Origin of the sequence: Streptomyces sp. NPDC006140, assembly GCF_040628815.1 — a bacterium.
In the GTDB taxonomy this organism is placed as follows: domain Bacteria; phylum Actinomycetota; class Actinomycetes; order Streptomycetales; family Streptomycetaceae; genus Streptomyces.
Map to the genome: position 1 here is coordinate 1 of NZ_JBEXTS010000017.1, position 16,888 is coordinate 16,888.

Annotated in this window: 14 protein-coding genes; 6 read left to right on the top strand and 8 right to left on the bottom strand. The window is 71.6% G+C overall.

All coding sequences use genetic code 11. The annotated features are described in order from the left end of the window. Positions 1-256: 256 nt before the first annotated feature. A complete protein-coding gene (locus ABZ386_RS33840; protein ID WP_114252506.1) occupies positions 257-1,435 on the bottom strand; it encodes a PP2C family protein-serine/threonine phosphatase in 1,179 nt (392 codons plus the stop codon). A gap of 162 nt (positions 1,436-1,597) precedes the next feature. Between ABZ386_RS33840 and ABZ386_RS33845 the strand changes: the two genes are divergently transcribed. Next, on the top strand, positions 1,598-2,848 hold the full coding sequence (locus ABZ386_RS33845; protein ID WP_356499346.1) for a GNAT family N-acetyltransferase: 1,251 nt from the start codon (positions 1,598-1,600) through the stop codon (positions 2,846-2,848). Between the two features lie 76 nt (positions 2,849-2,924). Here the strand turns inward: ABZ386_RS33845 and ABZ386_RS33850 are convergent, their stop codons facing one another. Further along, entirely contained in the window at positions 2,925-3,734 is an 810-nt protein-coding gene (locus ABZ386_RS33850; protein WP_355722128.1) for a DNA-formamidopyrimidine glycosylase family protein, read from the bottom strand. Between the two features lie 123 nt (positions 3,735-3,857). Next, positions 3,858-4,343: a ribose-5-phosphate isomerase gene (locus ABZ386_RS33855; protein WP_351346343.1), complete on the bottom strand. Its 486-nt coding sequence runs from the start codon at positions 4,341-4,343 to the stop codon at positions 3,858-3,860. A gap of 277 nt (positions 4,344-4,620) precedes the next feature. On the opposite strand from ABZ386_RS33855, the gene ABZ386_RS33860 reads away from it, so the two are divergent. Further along, positions 4,621-6,102 (top strand): amino acid permease, encoded by a 1,482-nt coding sequence (locus ABZ386_RS33860; protein ID WP_356499344.1) that lies wholly within the window; start codon positions 4,621-4,623, stop codon positions 6,100-6,102. Positions 6,103-6,199: 97 nt separating this feature from the next. Here the strand turns inward: ABZ386_RS33860 and ABZ386_RS33865 are convergent, their stop codons facing one another. Beyond that, entirely contained in the window at positions 6,200-8,044 is a 1,845-nt protein-coding gene (locus ABZ386_RS33865; RefSeq protein WP_355722121.1) for a protein kinase, read from the bottom strand. 214 nt (positions 8,045-8,258) lie between these two features. On the opposite strand from ABZ386_RS33865, the gene ABZ386_RS33870 reads away from it, so the two are divergent. Further along, entirely contained in the window at positions 8,259-8,984 is a 726-nt protein-coding gene (locus ABZ386_RS33870; RefSeq protein ID WP_351346349.1) for an LPXTG cell wall anchor domain-containing protein, read from the top strand. Positions 8,985-9,044: 60 nt separating this feature from the next. On the opposite strand, the gene ABZ386_RS33875 is transcribed toward ABZ386_RS33870, so the two are convergent. Beyond that, positions 9,045-9,626: a biotin transporter BioY gene (locus ABZ386_RS33875; protein ID WP_356619621.1), complete on the bottom strand. Its 582-nt coding sequence runs from the start codon at positions 9,624-9,626 to the stop codon at positions 9,045-9,047. Positions 9,627-10,039: 413 nt separating this feature from the next. On the opposite strand from ABZ386_RS33875, the gene ABZ386_RS33880 reads away from it, so the two are divergent. Together ABZ386_RS33880 and ABZ386_RS33885 are read left to right on the top strand one after the other, a co-directional pair. Continuing rightward, positions 10,040-11,419, top strand: coding sequence for an amino acid permease (locus ABZ386_RS33880; RefSeq protein WP_355722111.1), 1,380 nt, complete (start codon positions 10,040-10,042; stop codon positions 11,417-11,419). Between the two features lie 135 nt (positions 11,420-11,554). Next, entirely contained in the window at positions 11,555-12,202 is a 648-nt protein-coding gene (locus ABZ386_RS33885; RefSeq protein WP_351346355.1) for a superoxide dismutase, read from the top strand. Between the two features lie 125 nt (positions 12,203-12,327). Here ABZ386_RS33885 and ABZ386_RS33890 read toward each other — a convergent pair whose 3' ends face one another. The 3 genes from ABZ386_RS33890 to ABZ386_RS33900 form a co-directional block, all read right to left on the bottom strand. After that, entirely contained in the window at positions 12,328-13,104 is a 777-nt protein-coding gene (locus ABZ386_RS33890) for an SAM-dependent methyltransferase (RefSeq protein ID WP_355722105.1), read from the bottom strand. Positions 13,105-13,116: 12 nt separating this feature from the next. Then, positions 13,117-13,740 (bottom strand): histidine phosphatase family protein, encoded by a 624-nt coding sequence (locus ABZ386_RS33895; protein ID WP_351346359.1) that lies wholly within the window; start codon positions 13,738-13,740, stop codon positions 13,117-13,119. A gap of 100 nt (positions 13,741-13,840) precedes the next feature. Beyond that, positions 13,841-15,310 (bottom strand): FGGY family carbohydrate kinase, encoded by a 1,470-nt coding sequence (locus tag ABZ386_RS33900; protein WP_351346361.1) that lies wholly within the window; start codon positions 15,308-15,310, stop codon positions 13,841-13,843. Positions 15,311-15,466: 156 nt separating this feature from the next. Between ABZ386_RS33900 and ABZ386_RS33905 the strand changes: the two genes are divergently transcribed. Next, positions 15,467-16,888, top strand: coding sequence for an extracellular solute-binding protein (locus tag ABZ386_RS33905; RefSeq protein WP_358967403.1), 1,422 nt, complete (start codon positions 15,467-15,469; stop codon positions 16,886-16,888).

Consider the following 16,888-nt stretch of genomic DNA (forward strand, 5'->3'; position numbering starts at 1 on the left):
CCGGACCAGACCACCCAGATCATCCGTCGAACCACGCGTGTCACGCTGCAACGTCGACAGCGTCTGAGCCCCCATGTCGAACTTCATGGCTAACTCGCCTCCCCCGTATGGGCCATCGCGGCGGCCACGTCCGGCCGCCCTCAAGTCTCGTCAATAATCTCTATCAACACGACAGTTGCCTGTGCAATCGGGGTCCGGTTCAGTCACAGAAGCACCACACAATCATGACCGAACCATGGGTCGGGCGGTCCGTACGTCAGCGGGCGGAGGCGGCCGTCGGGCCCTCTCGGCAGATCAGCAGCAGGGCCCGGTCGTCGTTGACGTCCTTGGCCACGGCCTCGATGAGGTGCCAGGCGGCGCCGTGGAAGCCGCCGGCGACGTAGCGGTCGGCCTCGCCGGTGAGGCGGTCGATGCCCTCGACGATGTCGCGGTCGGCGGTCTCCACCAGGCCGTCGGTGAACAGCATCAGCACGTCACCCGGGCGCAAGGAGCCCTTCACCGGGTCGAACTGGGCGCCGTCGTACACGCCGAGGAGCGGGCCCTCGGCCGCCTTCTCCTCCCAGCGGCCGGTGCCGGCGCTGAGCTGGAGGCCCGGCGGGTGGCCGGCGGAGTAGAGCTCGTAGTCTCCGGAGTCCAGGTCGAGGACCAGGTGGATGGAGGTGGCGAAGCCCTCGTCCCAGTCCTGGCGCAGCAGGTAGCCGTTGGCGGCGGGGAGGAAGGCGTGCGGCGGGAGGGAGCCCAGCAGACCGCCGAACGCGCCGGACAGGAGCAGGGCGCGGGAGCCCGCGTCCATGCCCTTGCCGGAGACGTCTGTGAGGACGACTTCGAGCGTGCGGCCGCCGTTGGTGCGAGCGGCCACCACGAAGTCGCCCGAGAAGGACTGGCCGCCCGCCGGGCGCAGGGCCATCTCTCGGTGCCAGCCGTCCGGGAGGCCGGGCAGCTTGCTCTGCACCCGGATGCGTTCGCGCAGGTCGAACAGCATGGTGCCGCCGCGCCGCCAGGGGACGCCGACCCGGCTGCGGAACTGGGCCAGCAGCAGTCCGAAGAAACCGCAGGCGGCGACCACCAGCACCACGCCGGGGGTGACCCGGGAGGGGCCTTCCGTGTAGGGGCCGAGCCGCACCGACTCCACGATCAGGGCGGTGGCCGACGCCGCGTACAGGCCGAGCAGGCTCGCCGGGCGCAGCAGCAGGCCGCCCACGACGACCGGCATGACCAGTGCCGCCGGGGAGAACCACACCGGGTTCACGAGCGTCGCCGTGGCGATCAGCGGGACGGTCAGGAGCAGGCCGGCCAGGGCGATCCAGTCCGAGCCGTCGCCGCGGAAGTAGTCCACGGCGGCCCGGCGCACGCCGACGCGGGCCCGGTGCCACTGCTTCTTCAACCGGGCCGTGAACGTCTCGGCTTCCGCGCGCCGCTCTCGTCCTGATGCCATTAGTTCGGGACCCTATCCATCGGACCAGCCCCTTGGCACGGGAGGTCCCACTTGTCCCCCGTCCGAGGGCCGACTTCACAGTGAACTTCACAGCGCGCCGCCCCGCCGCCGCCCGGGGGAAATTCCCTCGCCCGTCCCGCAGGGCGCTGGTAGGCATGACCCATGGCGACTGACGCGACCGGCTCTTCGGCCGGCCTCCGGATACTGGCGCGGGACGAGTGGGACAAGTGGTACGACACCCTGCTCCGGAGCTTCGGCGGGGTGCCGGAGGCCGCCGAGGAACGGGAGTTGTGGAACTCACTGACCGAGTTCGACCGTTCACTCGGTGTCTGGGACGGGGACGCGTGCGTGGGGACGGCGGGGGCGTTCAGCTTCCGGGTCACCGTGCCCGGCGGCGCGTCGGTGCCGGCCGCGGGCGTCACGATGGTGAGCGTGGCCGCCACGCACCGGCGGCGCGGAATCCTGACCTCGATGATGCGGCGGCAGCTGGACGACGTCCGGGCCCTGGGTGAGCCGCTGGCCGTGCTGACGGCGTCGGAGCCGGCGATCTACGGCCGGTTCGGGTACGGCGCCGCGACGTTCCATCTGAACGCCGAGATCGACACGAGCCGGGTACGGCTGTCGGTACCGCCCGGCACCGACGACGTACGCGTGCGGTACGCGGTGCCCGCCGACGTCCTCGACGCGTGCGAGGCGGTGTGCGCCCGGCTGGTTCCGGAGCGCCCCGGGATGCTGGCCCGGCTGCCCGGCTGGGAGCGGCTCGGGCTGCTCGACCCGGAGAGCACGCGGGAGGGGGCGTCGCCGCTGCAGTGCGTCGTCGCCGAGCGGGACGGGGAGACGGTCGGGTACGCGCGGTTCCGCGTCAAGCCGAGCTGGGAGACGCCCGGGCCCAACGGCTCGGTGATCCTGCGGGACTCGGCCGCGTTGGATCCCGCGGCGGACGCGGCGCTCTGGCGGTTCCTGTTCGACATCGACCTGACGTCGACGCTGGTGGTGCGGGGACGGCCGGTGGACGACGCGTGGCAGTACCTGGTCTCCGACCCGCGGCGGTGCCGGCCTTGGGTGCGGGACTCGTTGTACGTCCGGCCGGTGGACGTGGGGGCCGCGCTGGAGGCGCGGACGTACCAGACGCCGGTGGATGTGGTGTTCGAGGTGGAGGACGCGTTCTGCCCCTGGAACGCCGGGCGTTGGCGGCTCGGCGGGGACGCGAAGGGCGCGTCCTGCGAGCGGACGTCGGACGCGGCGGATCTCGCCTTGTCGGTGCGGGAGTTGGGGGCGGCGTACCTCGGGGGCGTGTCGCTGGCCGCGTTGGCGGCGGCGGGGCGGGTGCGGGAGCTGCGGCGCGGGGCGCTGGCGGAGGCCTCGCCGGCCTTCGGCAGCGTCGTGGCGCCGTGGCTGCAGCACGGCTTCTGACGCCGGGGGCGGCTCGGGGCGCTCGGCGTCCGGGCGGGCGGCGTCCGGGCGGGCGGCGTCCGGGCGTGCGGTGCGGTCAGTTGCGCTGGCAGGTGGGGCACCAGAAGAGGTTGCGGGCGGCGAGGTCGGCGGTGCGGATCTCGCCGCCGCAGATGTGGCAGGGCTGATCGGCCCTGCGGTAGACGTACACCTCGCCGCCGTGGTCGTCCACGCGGGGCGGGCGGCCCATCGCCTCCGGAGTGTGTTCCGGGCGGACGGTGTCGATGCGGTTGTTGCGGACGCCCTCGCGCATGAGCTCGACCAGGTCGGTCCAGATCGCCTGCCACTCGGCGGGGGTGATGTCCCTGCCGGGGCGGTACGGGTCGATGCGGTGCCGGAAGAGAACCTCCGCGCGGTAGACGTTTCCGACGCCGGCGATGACCTTCTGGTCCATGAGGAGGGCGGCGATCGTCGTACGGCTGCGGGAGATGCGGCGGTACGCGGTGTCCGGGTCGGCGTCGTCGCGGAGCGGGTCGGGGCCGAGGCGGTCGTGTATCGCCTGCTTCTCCGGGGGTGTGATGAGGGCGCAGGTGGTGGGGCCGCGGAGGTCGACGTACGCGGTGTCGTTCGCGAGGCGCAGGCGGACGGTGTCGGTGGGTGGGGGCGCGGGGGCCGGGCCGAAGGTGACCTTGCCGAAGAGGCCGAGGTGGATGTGGATCCAGTCGGTCGCGCGGAAGCCGAGGAAGAGGTGTTTGCCGTGGGCTTCCGTGTGGGTGAGTTCCGCGCCGGTGAGGAGGGTGGCGGCGGGGGTGAACTTGCCCTGGGGGCTGCTGGCCCGGGGGGCAGTGCCGAGGAAGGCCGTGGCGTAGTCCTGGGCCAGGCGGTGGATGGTGTGGCCTTCCGGCACGGCTCTCGGTTCTCCCTTCGGTCTCAGGGCGCACCGGGGTGCCAGGGCGCACCTGGATGCCCGGCGCAGGGGGGCGTGGCGGCGTCGGGCTGAGGCGTCCGCAGGGGGCGGGCCCCGGTGCGGTTACTGCTGCGGGTGGTGGGGCGGGATCGGGGGGAGGTCGCCCGTCGTTTCGTACGTGGCGAGCATGTCGATCCGGCGGATGTGACGCTCGTCACCGGAGAACGGGGTGTTGAGGAACGTCTCGACGAACTTCGTCGCCTCGTCCTGCGTGTGCATGCGCGCACCCACGGCGACGACGTTGGCGTTGTTGTGCTGCCGGCCGAGCGCCGCCGTCTCCTCGCTCCAGGCGAGGGCCGCGCGGACGCCCTTGACCTTGTTCGCCGCGATCTGCTCGCCGTTGCCGGAGCCGCCGATGACGATGCCGAGGGCGTCGGGGTCCGCGGCCGTCCGCTCCGCGGCGCGGAGGCAGAAGGGCGGGTAGTCGTCCTGGGCGTCGTAGATGTGGGGGCCGCAGTCGACGGGGTCGTGGCCCGCCTCCTTCAGCCACTCGACGAGGTGGTTCTTCAGTTCGTAGCCGGCATGGTCCGAGCCGAGGTACACGCGCATGGGATGAGTGTGACACGGGTGTTTCGGGGAAGGCGCGCGGGGTGGCGCTCATGAAAACGTGAGGCGAATGTGAGCCGCATTACGGAAGCTCAGGAAAACCTCAAGTAACAATCTGGATTCAAAGGTTCTCCTAAACGTTCGCCTCCGATTCACTGGACCGGCTCGTACACCGCTCGTGCGGGCCCCGTACACCGTCATGCCGCGACACACCCCGTTCGTACGGCGCGTGCGGTTCCGTACGGAAGTACCACTCCCCGGCGCAAAGGAAATCCGTTCCATGACCTCGCAGCCGACGATGAAGACCACCGGAAACGATCGCGAAGGCCCCGGCGAACCCGGGTCGCACGGCTCCGGGCTGCAGGCCGGGCTCAAGAACCGGCATCTGTCCATGATCGCCATCGGCGGTGTCATCGGGGCGGGCCTGTTCGTCGGGTCCAGCTCCGGTATCGCCACCGCCGGACCCGGCATCCTCCTCTCCTACGCCCTCGTCGGCACGCTCGTGGTGCTGGTGATGCGGATGCTCGGTGAGATGTCGGCCGCCAACCCGACCTCCGGGTCGTTCTCGGCGCACGCCGACCGGGCGCTCGGGCCCTGGGCCGGTTTCTCCATCGGCTGGCTGTACTGGTTCTTCTGGGTCGTCGTGCTGGCGGTCGAGGCGACCGCCGGAGCCGTGATCCTGGAGGGGTGGATCCCCGCCGTGCCCCAGTGGGGCTGGGCGCTCATCGTGATGGTGGTGCTGACCGCCACCAACCTGGTCTCCGTCGGCTCCTACGGCGAGTTCGAGTTCTGGTTCGCCGGGATCAAGGTCGTCGCCATCGCCGCGTTCATCGTCATCGGCGGGCTCGCCGTCTTCGGGCTGCTGCCGGGCGTGGACAGCGACCAGGCCGGGCTGGGCAACCTCACCGAGCACGGCGGCTTCCTGCCCAACGGGGCCGGGGCGATCCTCACCGGTGTGCTGCTCGTCGTCTTCTCCTTCATGGGCAGCGAGATCGCGACCCTCGCGGCCGGCGAGTCGGAGAACCCGCAGCAGGCCGTCACCAAGGCCACCAACAGCATCATCTGGCGCGTCGCCGTCTTCTACCTCGGCTCGATCTTCGTCGTGGTGGCCCTGCTGCCGTGGGACAGCAAGTCCATCACCAAGGACGGCTCCTACGTCGCGGCGCTCGACTCCCTCGGCATCCCGCACGCCGGGCAGATCATGAACTTCATCGTGCTGACCTCGGTGCTGTCCTGTCTCAACTCCGGTCTCTACACCGCCTCCCGCATGGCCTTCTCGCTCGGCCAGCGCGGGGACGCGCCGAAGTCCTTCGCCCGCACCACCTCCAACGGCGTGCCGCGCACGGCCATCCTCGCCTCCGTCGCGTTCGGCTTCCTCGCCGTGTTCTTCAACTACAAGTTCCCGGACTCCGTCTTCCTGTTCCTGGTGAACTCCAGTGGCGCGGTCGCCCTGTTCGTGTGGCTGGTGATCTGCTTCTCCCAGCTGCGCATGCGGAAGATCATCAAGGCCGAGGCGCCGGAGAAGCTCGTCGTGAAGATGTGGCTCTACCCGTACCTGACCTGGGCCACGGCCGCGCTGATCGTGTTCATCCTCGGCTACATGCTCACCGACACCGAGCACGACGGGCGCACCACCATCTCGCTGTCGCTGCTCGTCGCGGCGGTGGTGCTCGTCATCGCCTTCGTGAAGGAGAAGGTGCGTGGGGGGCGGCGGGCCGACGCCGACGCCGCCGCGGCCCGGGACGAGGTCTCGGCCGGCTGAGCCCCTTCAGACACTCGCCGTTCCCCGTGAACGGGTGGGCCTGCGGCGCGCGTGCCGCTTCTTGCACGCATGCGCGTCGCAGGCCCTTTTCGTTGCCCTACAGCACCGTGAAGCTGTCCTTGACCTTGTCGTACGTGCGCAGGGCCTCCGCCTCGATGCCGGCGTCGTACCAGGTGTTGACCTGGTACGACTTGCCCTTCACGTTGAAGCCGAGCAGGCGGGCGTGCCAGTGGACGCCGTCCAGCGTGAAGGTGTACTCCCAGACCACCGCCGGGTGGCCGCGGAACGTCGTCTCCTCCAGGCGGACCTTGCGGTAGTCCTGGCCCTGGTGGGCGTTGCGCTCCGAGGTCTGCCAGGTCTCCAGCAGGTCGCCGCGGGCGAGGGAGGACTTGCCGACCAGTTCCTGCGTGCCGTCCGGGGAGGTGTAGTGCACCTCCGCGCCCGTCTTCACGTCCCGCCGCCAGCCGTCGGGCGTCGCCCAGGCGAATCCACCGGCCTCCCGGTGGGTCCCGGGCGGCAGGGTCGGCGGCCTGCTCGTGCCCTCGACGGTGGGTGAGGGGGTGGGGTGGGCGGGGGCCGTGGTGGCGGACGAGGACGCGGACGTCGAGGAGCCCGCGCGGGTGTCGTCGCCGCCGCCCGGCGAGCCGGACGACGTCGCCAGCAGGATCCCTACGACGGCACCGACGGTCGCGACGGTGGCCGCGGCGGCGCCGAGCAGGGCACGACGCGGGCCGGTGCGGGGGCGGGGGGTGGCGGGGACAGCGGGGCCGGGCGGTTCGCCTCTCGGCGTTGGGGCGGGCTCCGGTGTGGGGGCCGGTGCGGGGGCCGATGTCGGTGCGGATGTCAGTGCCGAGTTCGGGGTGGGCGTCGGTGTCGGTGCGGGTTGCGGGTCGCGCTCGGTCGTTGCCTGGGCGCGCGTGAGGGAAACGGGGCCGGGGCGCGGGTGTGGTGCCCCTTGCAGGGCGGGAGCGGGTTGGCGGGGGTCTCGTGGAGCGATGGGGCGAGGGGTCGACTCGTAGGCGGGGGCGGTGGATTGCTCGTCAGGCTCGGGCCCCCGCCCGGGCTCGGCCACCCCCGCCTCCGGCCACTCCCCCACCCGCACCGTAGGCGTCGGTACGGGAAACGCCACCGGCTCCAGGGCCGTTTCCAGGTCGTCGAGGTTCGGGCGGGTCGACGGGTCCTTCTGCAGGAGGGACGTCAGGGTGGCGCGCAGCGGGCCGGCGGCGGTGGGGAGTTCGGGGTCCTCGTAGAGGACCGCGTGCAGGGTCGCCAGTGTGGTGGCGCGGGAGAAGGGGGAGCGGCCGCCCAGGGCCGCGCAGAGCGTCGCGCCGAGGGACCAGATGTCGGACGGCGGGCCCTGCGGGCGGCCGGAGACGCGCTCGGGGGCCATGTAGTCGGGCGAGCCGACCAGCATCCCGACCATCGTCAGCGCCTTGGCGTCCTGGATCGCGGCGATCCCGAAGTCCGTGAGGACGACCCGCCGTCCCCCGCCGAAGCCGCCGCCGTCGCCCCGTCCGGGTCCGGCCGGGCCGCGTGCGTCCTCCACCAGGACGTTCCCGGGCTTGATGTCCCGGTGCAGGACACCCCGCGCGTGCACCTGCCGCAGCGCCGCGACCAGCCCGAGCCCGATCCGGGCCGTCTCGCAGGGGCCGAGGGGCCCTTGCTCCGCAAGGATCCTCTCCAGGGAGCGGCCCGCCACCAACTCCATGACGATCCACAGCCGTTCGCCCTCGTCGACCACGTCGTAGATCCGTACGACGTTGGGGTGGTCGATCCGGGCCGTGGCCCGGGCCTCGCGCAGGGTGCGTTCGCGGCGCGTCCTGCTGTCCTCCGCGTCATGGCCGTCGATCCGCATTTCCTTGACGGCGACCTGCCGGTCGAGTATTTCGTCGGCGGCTCGCCACACCCGCCCCATTCCCCCCTGGCCGATACTCTCGACCAAGCGATAGCGCCCTGTCACCAATATCCCTGGAACACCGCCGCCGTTCGCATTCCCCGGCAATTCGCTGCACCCCCTCCACGACGCCGCGACCGCCTCCAGTGAAACACAACGGTCACACTTCACGCCGCACCAGGATAGTGCGGCGAAATCTTGTGGTACCTCTTTCAGTGCTGCGAATTCAGGCGCAGCCAGGGGGACGGCAAGGGGGGCGAACATGAGTTCTCGTCGCACGACGGGGGTCGCGGGATCGCTGGTCGTGGCATCTTTCTCGGCGGTGGTGATGCTGTCGGGCACCGCCGCCGCGGAAGACGAAGGCCCGGCAAGCGACAAGGGCGGAAAGGCCGTTGACGAGGCACCGGCGGGAGTGGAGCTGACCACGCTGCTACCGGAGAAGATCTCGGTCGACAACGGCAGTGAAAAGACGGCGATTACCGCCACGGTGAAGAACGGGGGAAGCAAGGACAGCGGGAAGATCAGGCTTTGGGTCGTCGGTTTCGACGGGCTCACGGTCAAGAAGGTGCAGGGCTGTTCGCCGATACCCGAGAACAATCTTCCGGAGGGTTCGAACAGCGGTTTCACCTGTCCGATCGACAATCTCGCGGCCGGTGAGTCGAAGTCGTACGCCGTGGACGCTACGTACGACCTGGGCAAGACCGGGAAGATCTGTCTGCCGGTCCAGACGGGCGACGGCGAGAAGACGTTCTGGCAGCAGGGCCCGGTGCCGTTCGGCACGACGAACCCGTCGCCGGACGCCCCCGCCACTCCCCTGCTGCTCGGTACGGACAACAAGCCGGTGTCCCCGGGCCGCAAGGAACTGCCGAAGACCGGTCCGGCACGCGATGTGCTGCCGCTGGGCGCGGCCGGGGCGTCGCTGCTCGCGGCGGGCGCGGCCGGACTGTGGTGGTCGCAGCGGCGGCGGCCGGCACCGCAGGAGGGCTGAACACGCGAGAGGCCCGCCGGGGAGGAATCCCGGCGGGCCTCTCGTCGAAGACGCAGGCGGCTAGCGCTTGTTCGCGAACTTCCACGCCGACGGCAGCGCGCCCATCGCCAGCGCCGCCTTCAGCGCGTCGCCGATCAGGAACGGCGTGAGGCCGGCCGCGATCGCGGCGGTGGCGGACATGTCCCTGGCGAGGGCCAGGTAGGGCACGCCGACGGCGTAGATGATCGCCTCGCCCACCAGCATCGTGCCCGCCATGCGCCACACCGAGCGGTCCGCGCCGCGGCGGGCCATGGCGCCGACGACGGTGGCGGCGAGGATCATGCCGAGGATGTAGCCGAAGGAGGGGGCGACGCCGGAGGAGGCGCCCGCGAACCACGGCACGCCGGCGAGGCCCGCCAGCGCGTACAGCGCCAGGGAGAGGAAGCCGCGGCCGGCACCGAGGGACGTGCCGACGAGCAGCGCGGCGAAGGTCTGGCCGGTCACCGGCACCGGGGAGCCCGGCACGGGCACCGAGATCTGGGCGGCGAGGCCGGTGAGGGCGGCACCGCCGAGCACGAGGGCCACGTCCCTCACGCGGGAGGCGGGGAGCAGGTCGGCGAGGACCTGTCCGGTGCGTACGGGTGTGGCGGCAGCGGTGCTCATGGGGACTCCGCGAGGGTGAGGGCCGGTCGGGACACGGTGACGCTATCCCAGCGTGCTCGCCCGGTTCACCGTCAGCGCCCGACAAAGGCGCGAACACACGCTTGGTCGCCTTCGGACAAAGGGTGGGGGTTACACGGAGTACGGCGTGACGCCGGTCACGGAGGCAGGGAGGCTTCGCTCACGCCGTCGGCGCGCAGGGGGACTGTAGGGTTTCGCCAAACGCCCGCCGGGTGCCTCCGGGTAGGTGGCCTTGCGGCGTCCGCGCCGGTGCCCACCCTCCGTCCCCGGGGCCTCACGGGCTGCGCTCCACGCGTCCGCATGCTGGACAGTCGTCCCTCCCGGGCGACGGGACCGCCCAGACTGGCGGCGTTTTTGCCCTCTCACGCCTCTCACGCATTGGACGAGCCGCGCCCATGCCCAGCACCACCACCGGGACACCGCCCAGCACGGACGACGTCTCCCTCTCCCACGGCCTGAAGCAGCGCCACCTGTCGATGATCGCCCTCGGCGGGGTGATCGGCGCCGGCCTGTTCGTCGGCTCCGGCGCGGGGATCGCCGCCGCCGGCCCGTCGATCGTGGTCGCCTACGCCCTCTCCGGTCTCCTCGTGATGCTGGTGATGCGGATGCTCGGCGAGATGTCGGCCGCGTATCCGTCGTCGGGCTCGTTCTCGGCGCACGCGGAGCGCGCGATCGGCCCCTGGGCCGGGTTCACCGCCGGCTGGTCGTTCTGGGTGCTGCTCTGCACGGCCGTCGGACTGGAGGGCATCGGCGCCGCGAAGATCGTCAGCGGCTGGCTGCCGGGCACGCCGGAATGGGTGTGGGTGGCGCTGTTCATGGTCGTCTTCTGCGGCACGAACCTCGCGGCGGTGAAGAACTTCGGCGAGTTCGAGTTCTGGTTCGCGGCGCTGAAGGTCGGCGCGATCACCCTGTTCCTGGTGCTCGGCGTCCTGGCGATCCTCGGCATCCTGCCGGGCACGGACTCCCCCGGCGCCTCGCACCTCACCGACTTCCTCCCCAACGGTGGCGAGGGCCTGGTCATCGGCCTGCTCGCGTCGGTCTTCGCCTACGGCGGCCTGGAGACGGTCACCATCGCGGCGGCCGAGTCGGAGAACCCGGTCAAGGGCGTGGCGAGCGCGGTCCGTACGGCGATGTGGCGCATCGCGCTGTTCTACGTCGGCTCGATGGCGGTCATCGTCACGCTGGTGCCGTGGGACTCGAAGGCGGTCGTCGAGAAGGGCCCGTACGTCGCCGCCCTGGACGAGCTGGGCATCCCGGGCGCCGGCCAGTTGATGAACGTGGTCGTGCTGGTGGCGCTGCTGTCGGCGATGAACGCCAACATCTACGGGGCCTCCCGCATCGCCTACTCGCTGGTGGAGCGCGGCCAGGGCCCGAAGGGGCTGGGCCGGGTCTCCGGCGGGGTGCCGCGGATCGCCGTCCTGGCGTCCTCCGTCTTCGGGTTCCTGTGCGTGCTGCTGAGCTACTGGCGGCCGAACGACGTCTTCCCCTGGCTGCTGAACATGATCGGCGCGGTGATCCTGGTCGTCTGGATCTTCATCGCGGTCTCGCAGCTGCGGCTGCGCCGCCGGCTGGAGCGCGAGACGCCGGAGAAGCTGGTCGTGCGGATGTGGGCGTTCCCGTGGCTGACGTGGGTCGCGCTGGCCGGCATGGCCGCCGTCTTCGTCCTGATGGCCCGGGAGCCGGACACGCGGGTGCAGTTGTACTCGACGGGCGGGATGACGCTGGCCCTGGCGGCCGTCGGCTTCGCCTGGCAGAAGGCGCGCGCCCGGCGGTAGGAAGCGCACGGTGAGAGGCCCCCGCGACACACGCGGGGGCCTTTTTGTGTGCCCTGGCCACCCCTCCCGGCACTCTTGCTGCTAGCGTGCAGTTGCAAGGCTATTGCAATAAGAGGTTCGGAGGGGAACCCGCCCATGCCCGTCTACACGCTGCCCGACCTGCCCTACGACTACTCCGCGCTCGCCCCCGTGATCAGCCCCGAGATCATCGAGCTGCACCACGACAAGCACCACGCGGCCTATGTGAAAGGCGCCAACGACACGCTGGAGCAGCTCGCCGAGGCGCGGGACAAGGAGTCGTGGGGATCGATCAACGGGCTGGAGAAGAACCTGGCCTTCCACCTCTCCGGGCACATCCTGCACAGCATCTACTGGCAGAACATGACCGGCCCGAAGGACGGCGGCGGTGAGCCGCTGGCGCGGGACGGCGTGGGCGAGCTGGCCGACGCGATCACCGAGTCCTTCGGCTCCTTCTCCCGCTTCAAGGCGCAGCTGTCCAAGGCCGCCGCGACCACGCAGGGTTCGGGCTGGGGCGTGCTCGCCTACGAGCCGCTGAGCGGCCGGCTGATCGTGGAGCAGGTCTACGACCACCAGGGCAACGTGGGCCAGGGCGCGACCCCGATCCTGGTCTTCGACGCGTGGGAGCACGCCTTCTACCTGCAGTACCGCAACCAGAAGGTGGACTTCATCGAGGCGATGTGGCAGGTCGTCAACTGGCAGGACGTGGCCCGGCGTTATGAGGCCGCGAAGTCCCGCGCGGACGTGTTGCTGCTGGCTCCCTGAGTCCGGTTCCGTGAAGCGTCCTGCCTCGTGATCGTCTTCTCACCCTTCACGCACGGCAGGCGGTAAGAAGGAAGCCCCCGCGAGGACGTGACTCGCGGGGGTTTCCCGTGTGCGGGGGCCTGTGGTCAGGGCTTGCGGGCCAGGCCGCCGTGCTGGCCGATCGGTTCCGTCGGCGCGCCCGGCTCGGGGTGCCACAGCGGCACCGAGACCACGCCGGGCTCCACCAGCTCCAAGCCCTCGAAGAACGCCTCGATCTGTTCCACCGGCCGCAGGAAGTACGGCACGGCGCCCGTCTCGTTGTAGGCGTCCTGCGCCTGCTCGTAGGCCGGGTCGGTGCCGCGGGAGCCCTCGTTGAGGGAGAGGTAGCTGCCGGAGGGCAGGCCGGCCATCAGGCGGCGGACCAGGTCACGGGCCTGCTCGTAGTCGGCCACGTGGCCCAGGATGCCGCTGAGGATCAGGGCGGTGGGGCGGGTGAGGTCGAGTGTCCTGCCGGCGGCCGCGAGGATCTGCTCGGGCTCGTAGAGGCTGATGGGCTCGTAGGCCGTCGCGCCCTCGGGGGTGGAGGTGAGCAGGGCGCGGGCGTGGGCGAGGACCAGCGGGTCGTTGTCGACGTAGACGATCCGCGACTCGGGGGCGATGCGCTGGGCCACCTCGTGGGTGTTGTCGACGGTGGGCAGGCCCGTGCCGACGTCGAGGAACTGCCGTACGCCCGCCTCCTGGACGAGGTGGCGGATGCTGCGGCCGAGGAAGGCGCGGCTGCTGCGGGCGATGGTGACGATGCCGGGGAAGACGGCGGTGTAGGCGTCACCGGCCGCCTCGTCCACCGGGTAGTTGTCCTTGCCGCCCAGCCAGTAGTTCCAGATCCGGGCCGAGTGCGGCACCGACGTGTCGATCTGCGTCATGGGCTCATAGTGCTACGGCATGTCCGGCTCGCACGGCACATTGAGTGAGAGGAGTGCGGCGGATCCGTCGGAGTTCATGCGCAGTTCGCTGATCGCCGCGTTCCGCAACCGGGGCAGCACTCTGCGGTACTCCCGGGCCGGGATCGACAGCAGTGTGCACAACACCAGGCGCAGCAGGGTGTTGTGGGCGACGACCAGGACGCGGCCGCCGGGGTGGGCGGCGGCGATGTCGCGCAGGGCGCGGACGCCCCGGGCCGCTGCCGCCGTGGGGTCCTCGGCGCCGGGGAAGGAGTGGGCCACCGGGTCGGCGCGGTAGGCCGCGGCCCACTCGGGGTCCTCGGTCTCGAACTCGGCGAGCGTACGGCCCTCGACCACGCCGAAGTCGCATTCGCGCAGGCCGGGTTCGCGCTGCGGGGTGAGGCCCAGGGCACGGCAGGCGGGGTCGGCGGTGGCGACGGCCCGGGAGAGCGGGGACGTCCAGATCGCGTCGACGGGGTGGGCGGCGGCCCACCGCCCGAGTGCCTCGGCCTGGGCGCGACCGGTGTCGGTGAGGGCGATGTCGCTGACGCCGGCGTAGCGGTTCTCGGCGTGCCAGACGGTCTGTCCGTGGCGGGCCAGCAGGAGGGTGGTGGTCATGGGCCGGTCCGTTCGCGTGCGGTCGGGCGGTCGGGCGGTCGATGCGGGGGCGGCAGCGGGGTGGTCGGTTCTCCGGTGCGGGGCCGCACCAGGGTCCTGGTCATGATCCCCCCGTGTCCAGGTGCAGACGGGTCAGGGTGTGCGCCGCCACGGGGGCGGGCAGCCAGCCGCGTTCCCGCAGGGCCCGGACGAGGCGGGCGTACGGCTCGGCGAAGGCCGTCGTGCGGCCGGGGCGGGGTTCGAGGACGGTACGGACCCGGACCATGCGCGCGGCCGTGTCCGCCAGCGTGCCGGCCCCCGACACCCCGTACGCGGCCAGCGCGGCCATGCCGAGGGCCGGTTCCGTCTGCTCGGGGACGCGGGCTGGGCGGCCCAGGATGTCGGCGCGCAGTTGGTTCCAGTAGGGGCTGCGCGCGCCGCCGCCCGTGAAGGTGAGCGGGCCGTCGAGGGGCGCGCCGAGGTGGTGGAGGTAGTCCAGGCACAGGCGTTCCGCGAAGCCGACGCCCTGGAGCAGCGCGGCCCACCGGTCGGCGTCGTCGGCGGGGTCGCCGAGGAGGAAGGGCGTGGCGTCCGGGGCCCGGAACGGGAACCGCTCCCCCGGTGAGACGAGGGGGTAGGCGACCGCGCTCGACGGCTCGAACGCCCGGGCCCGCTCGTCCATCGCGGCGGGGTCGGCGTCCGGGACGTGCGCCGCGAGCGCCCCGGCTCCGACGCTGGAGGCTCCGCCGGGCAGCCAGGTGCCGTCGGGGGCGCGGTGGTTGTAGACGACGCCGGCGGGGTCCCGGACCGGGTCGCGGGTCGCGCCCTTCAGCACGAGCGTGGTGCCGAGCACCGAGTTCCAGGAGCCGGGCCGCAGGGCGCCCGAGGCGATCTGGGCCGCGCAGCCGTCGGTCATCCCGGCGAGCACCGGCGTGCCGGCGGGGATGCCGGTGGCGTCGGCGGCGGCCGGGCGGACCTCGCCGAGGAGGGTGCCCGGGCGGACCACGGCGGGCAACAGGCCGTCCGGCACGCCCAGTTGCGCGAGGGCGACGTCCGGCCAGGACTCGTGCTCCACGTCGTAGCCCGTCTTGAGGGCGTGGCTGGAGTCGGCCGGGGGCGGTGCGCCGGTGAGGCGGGCGACGATCAGGTCGGGCTGGTGGGCGAGCCGCAGGCCCGGGCCGTACTCCCCCACCAGGCGGAGCGCCTTCGGCAGCGCCCAGGTGTCCTGGACCGCGAGCCCGGCTTCCCGCGCCCGCGCCGCCTCCGCCTTGGCGCGCCCGTCGTCGTACATCAGGGCGGGGCTGACGGGCCGGCCCGAGCCGTCCGTCAGCAGCACCGTGCCGGAGGTGCCGCACACCGCGAGTCCGCCGACCGGCGTGCCGGGGGGCGCGGCGCCGAGCGCGGCCCGGGACGCCGTGCACAGCGCCTGCCACCACCGCACCGGGTCCTGCTCGTGCCGCACCCCCTCTCGCCGCCCGGTCAGCGGGGCCGAGCCGCTGCCGAGGACCGTGCCGTCGGCGGTGACGAGCAGCGCGCGGACGCTCTGCGTGCCCAGGTCGATCCCCAGCCAGCCCGCATCCTCGTCCACCATCCGGAACCTCCCACGCCGTCGCAGCCGGATCTGTGAACTTCTCACTGTGCCCCGATATTTTCCCGTGCGCGAGGGATTGACGCCCAACTTCAGCCGTTCCACCCTCTGTTAACGAGTCGACTCGACGTGTTAACCAGGCTCCACGCGGAGGTACGGATGGACACGCACGTGCACGACCGCCGGCGCTTCCTCGCCCTCGCCGCCGGGGCGGCGGCCGCCCCGCTGCTGACGGCCTGCGGCGCCGGTTTCGGCGGGAACGACAACAAGGGCGACGGGTCCGCCGCCGACGACATCACCGGCTCCTTCGACTGGAAGCGGGAGAAGGGCACCACCGTCAAGGCGCTGCTCAACAAGCACCCGTACACGGACGCGCTGATCGCCGACCTGAAGTCCTTCACCGCGAAGACCGGTATCAAGGTCGAGTACGACGTGTTCCCCGAGGACAACTACTTCGACAAGCTGACCGTGGACCTGTCCAGCGGGCGTGCCTCCTACGACGTCTTCATGCTCGGCGCGTACATGGTGTGGCAGTACGGGCCGCCGGGCTGGCTGGAGGACCTCGGGCCCTGGATGCGCAACTCCGCCGCCACGGGCGCCGAGTGGGACCAGGCGGACTTCTTCCCGAACCTCCTCCAGGCCGACCAGTGGTCGCTGAAGGCGGGCGCGCCGCTGGGCCAGGGAGGGCAGTACGCGCTGCCGTGGGGCTGGGAGACCAACGTCGTCGCCTACAACACCGAGGTGTTCGGCACACTCGGCCTGAAACCGGCCGAGTCCTTCGACGAGCTGACCGAACTCGCCGCCACCATCAAGCGGAAGGCTCCGGGCGCGGGCTTCGACGGCATGTACGGGATCGCCGTACGCGGGTCGAGGAGCTGGGCCACCATCCACCCGGGCTTCATGACGATGTACGCCCGCAACGGCCTGAAGGACTTCACGGTCGACGGCGGGAAGCTCACACCCGCGATGAACAGTCCCGAGGCCGTCGCCTTCACCGAGGACTGGGCACGCATGGTGAAGCGGGGCGGGCCGCCGTCCTGGACCTCGTACACCTGGTACCAGTGCTCCAGCGACCTGGGCGCGAAGAAGGCCGGGATGCTGTTCGACGCGGACACGGCCGCCTACTTCCAGGCGGTGAAGGGCGCGAGCCCCGCCTCCGGGAAGATCGCCTTCCACCCCGGGCCGAAGGGTCCGGACGGGTCGCTCGCCACGAACATGTGGATCTGGTCGCTGGGCATGAACTCCAAGAGCAAGAAGAAGAGCGCCAGTTGGCTGTTCCTGCAGTGGGCCACCGGCAAGGAGCACCTGCGCAAGAGCGCGATCACGCACAACCACATCGACCCGGTGCGCAGGTCGGTCGCCGAGGACGCCGCGTACAAGGACAAGATGCGGTACCTGCCCGGGTTCCTGGAGACCTTCGAGACGGTCGTCGACCAGACGAAGATCCAGTTCACCCCGCAGGCGCAGTTCTTCGACGCCACGACCAGCTGGGCGGCGGCCCTCCAGGAGATCTACGGCGGCAAGGGCGCGAAGTCCGTGCTGGACGGGCTGGCGGACGACCTCGCCGGCAAGGTGGGCTAG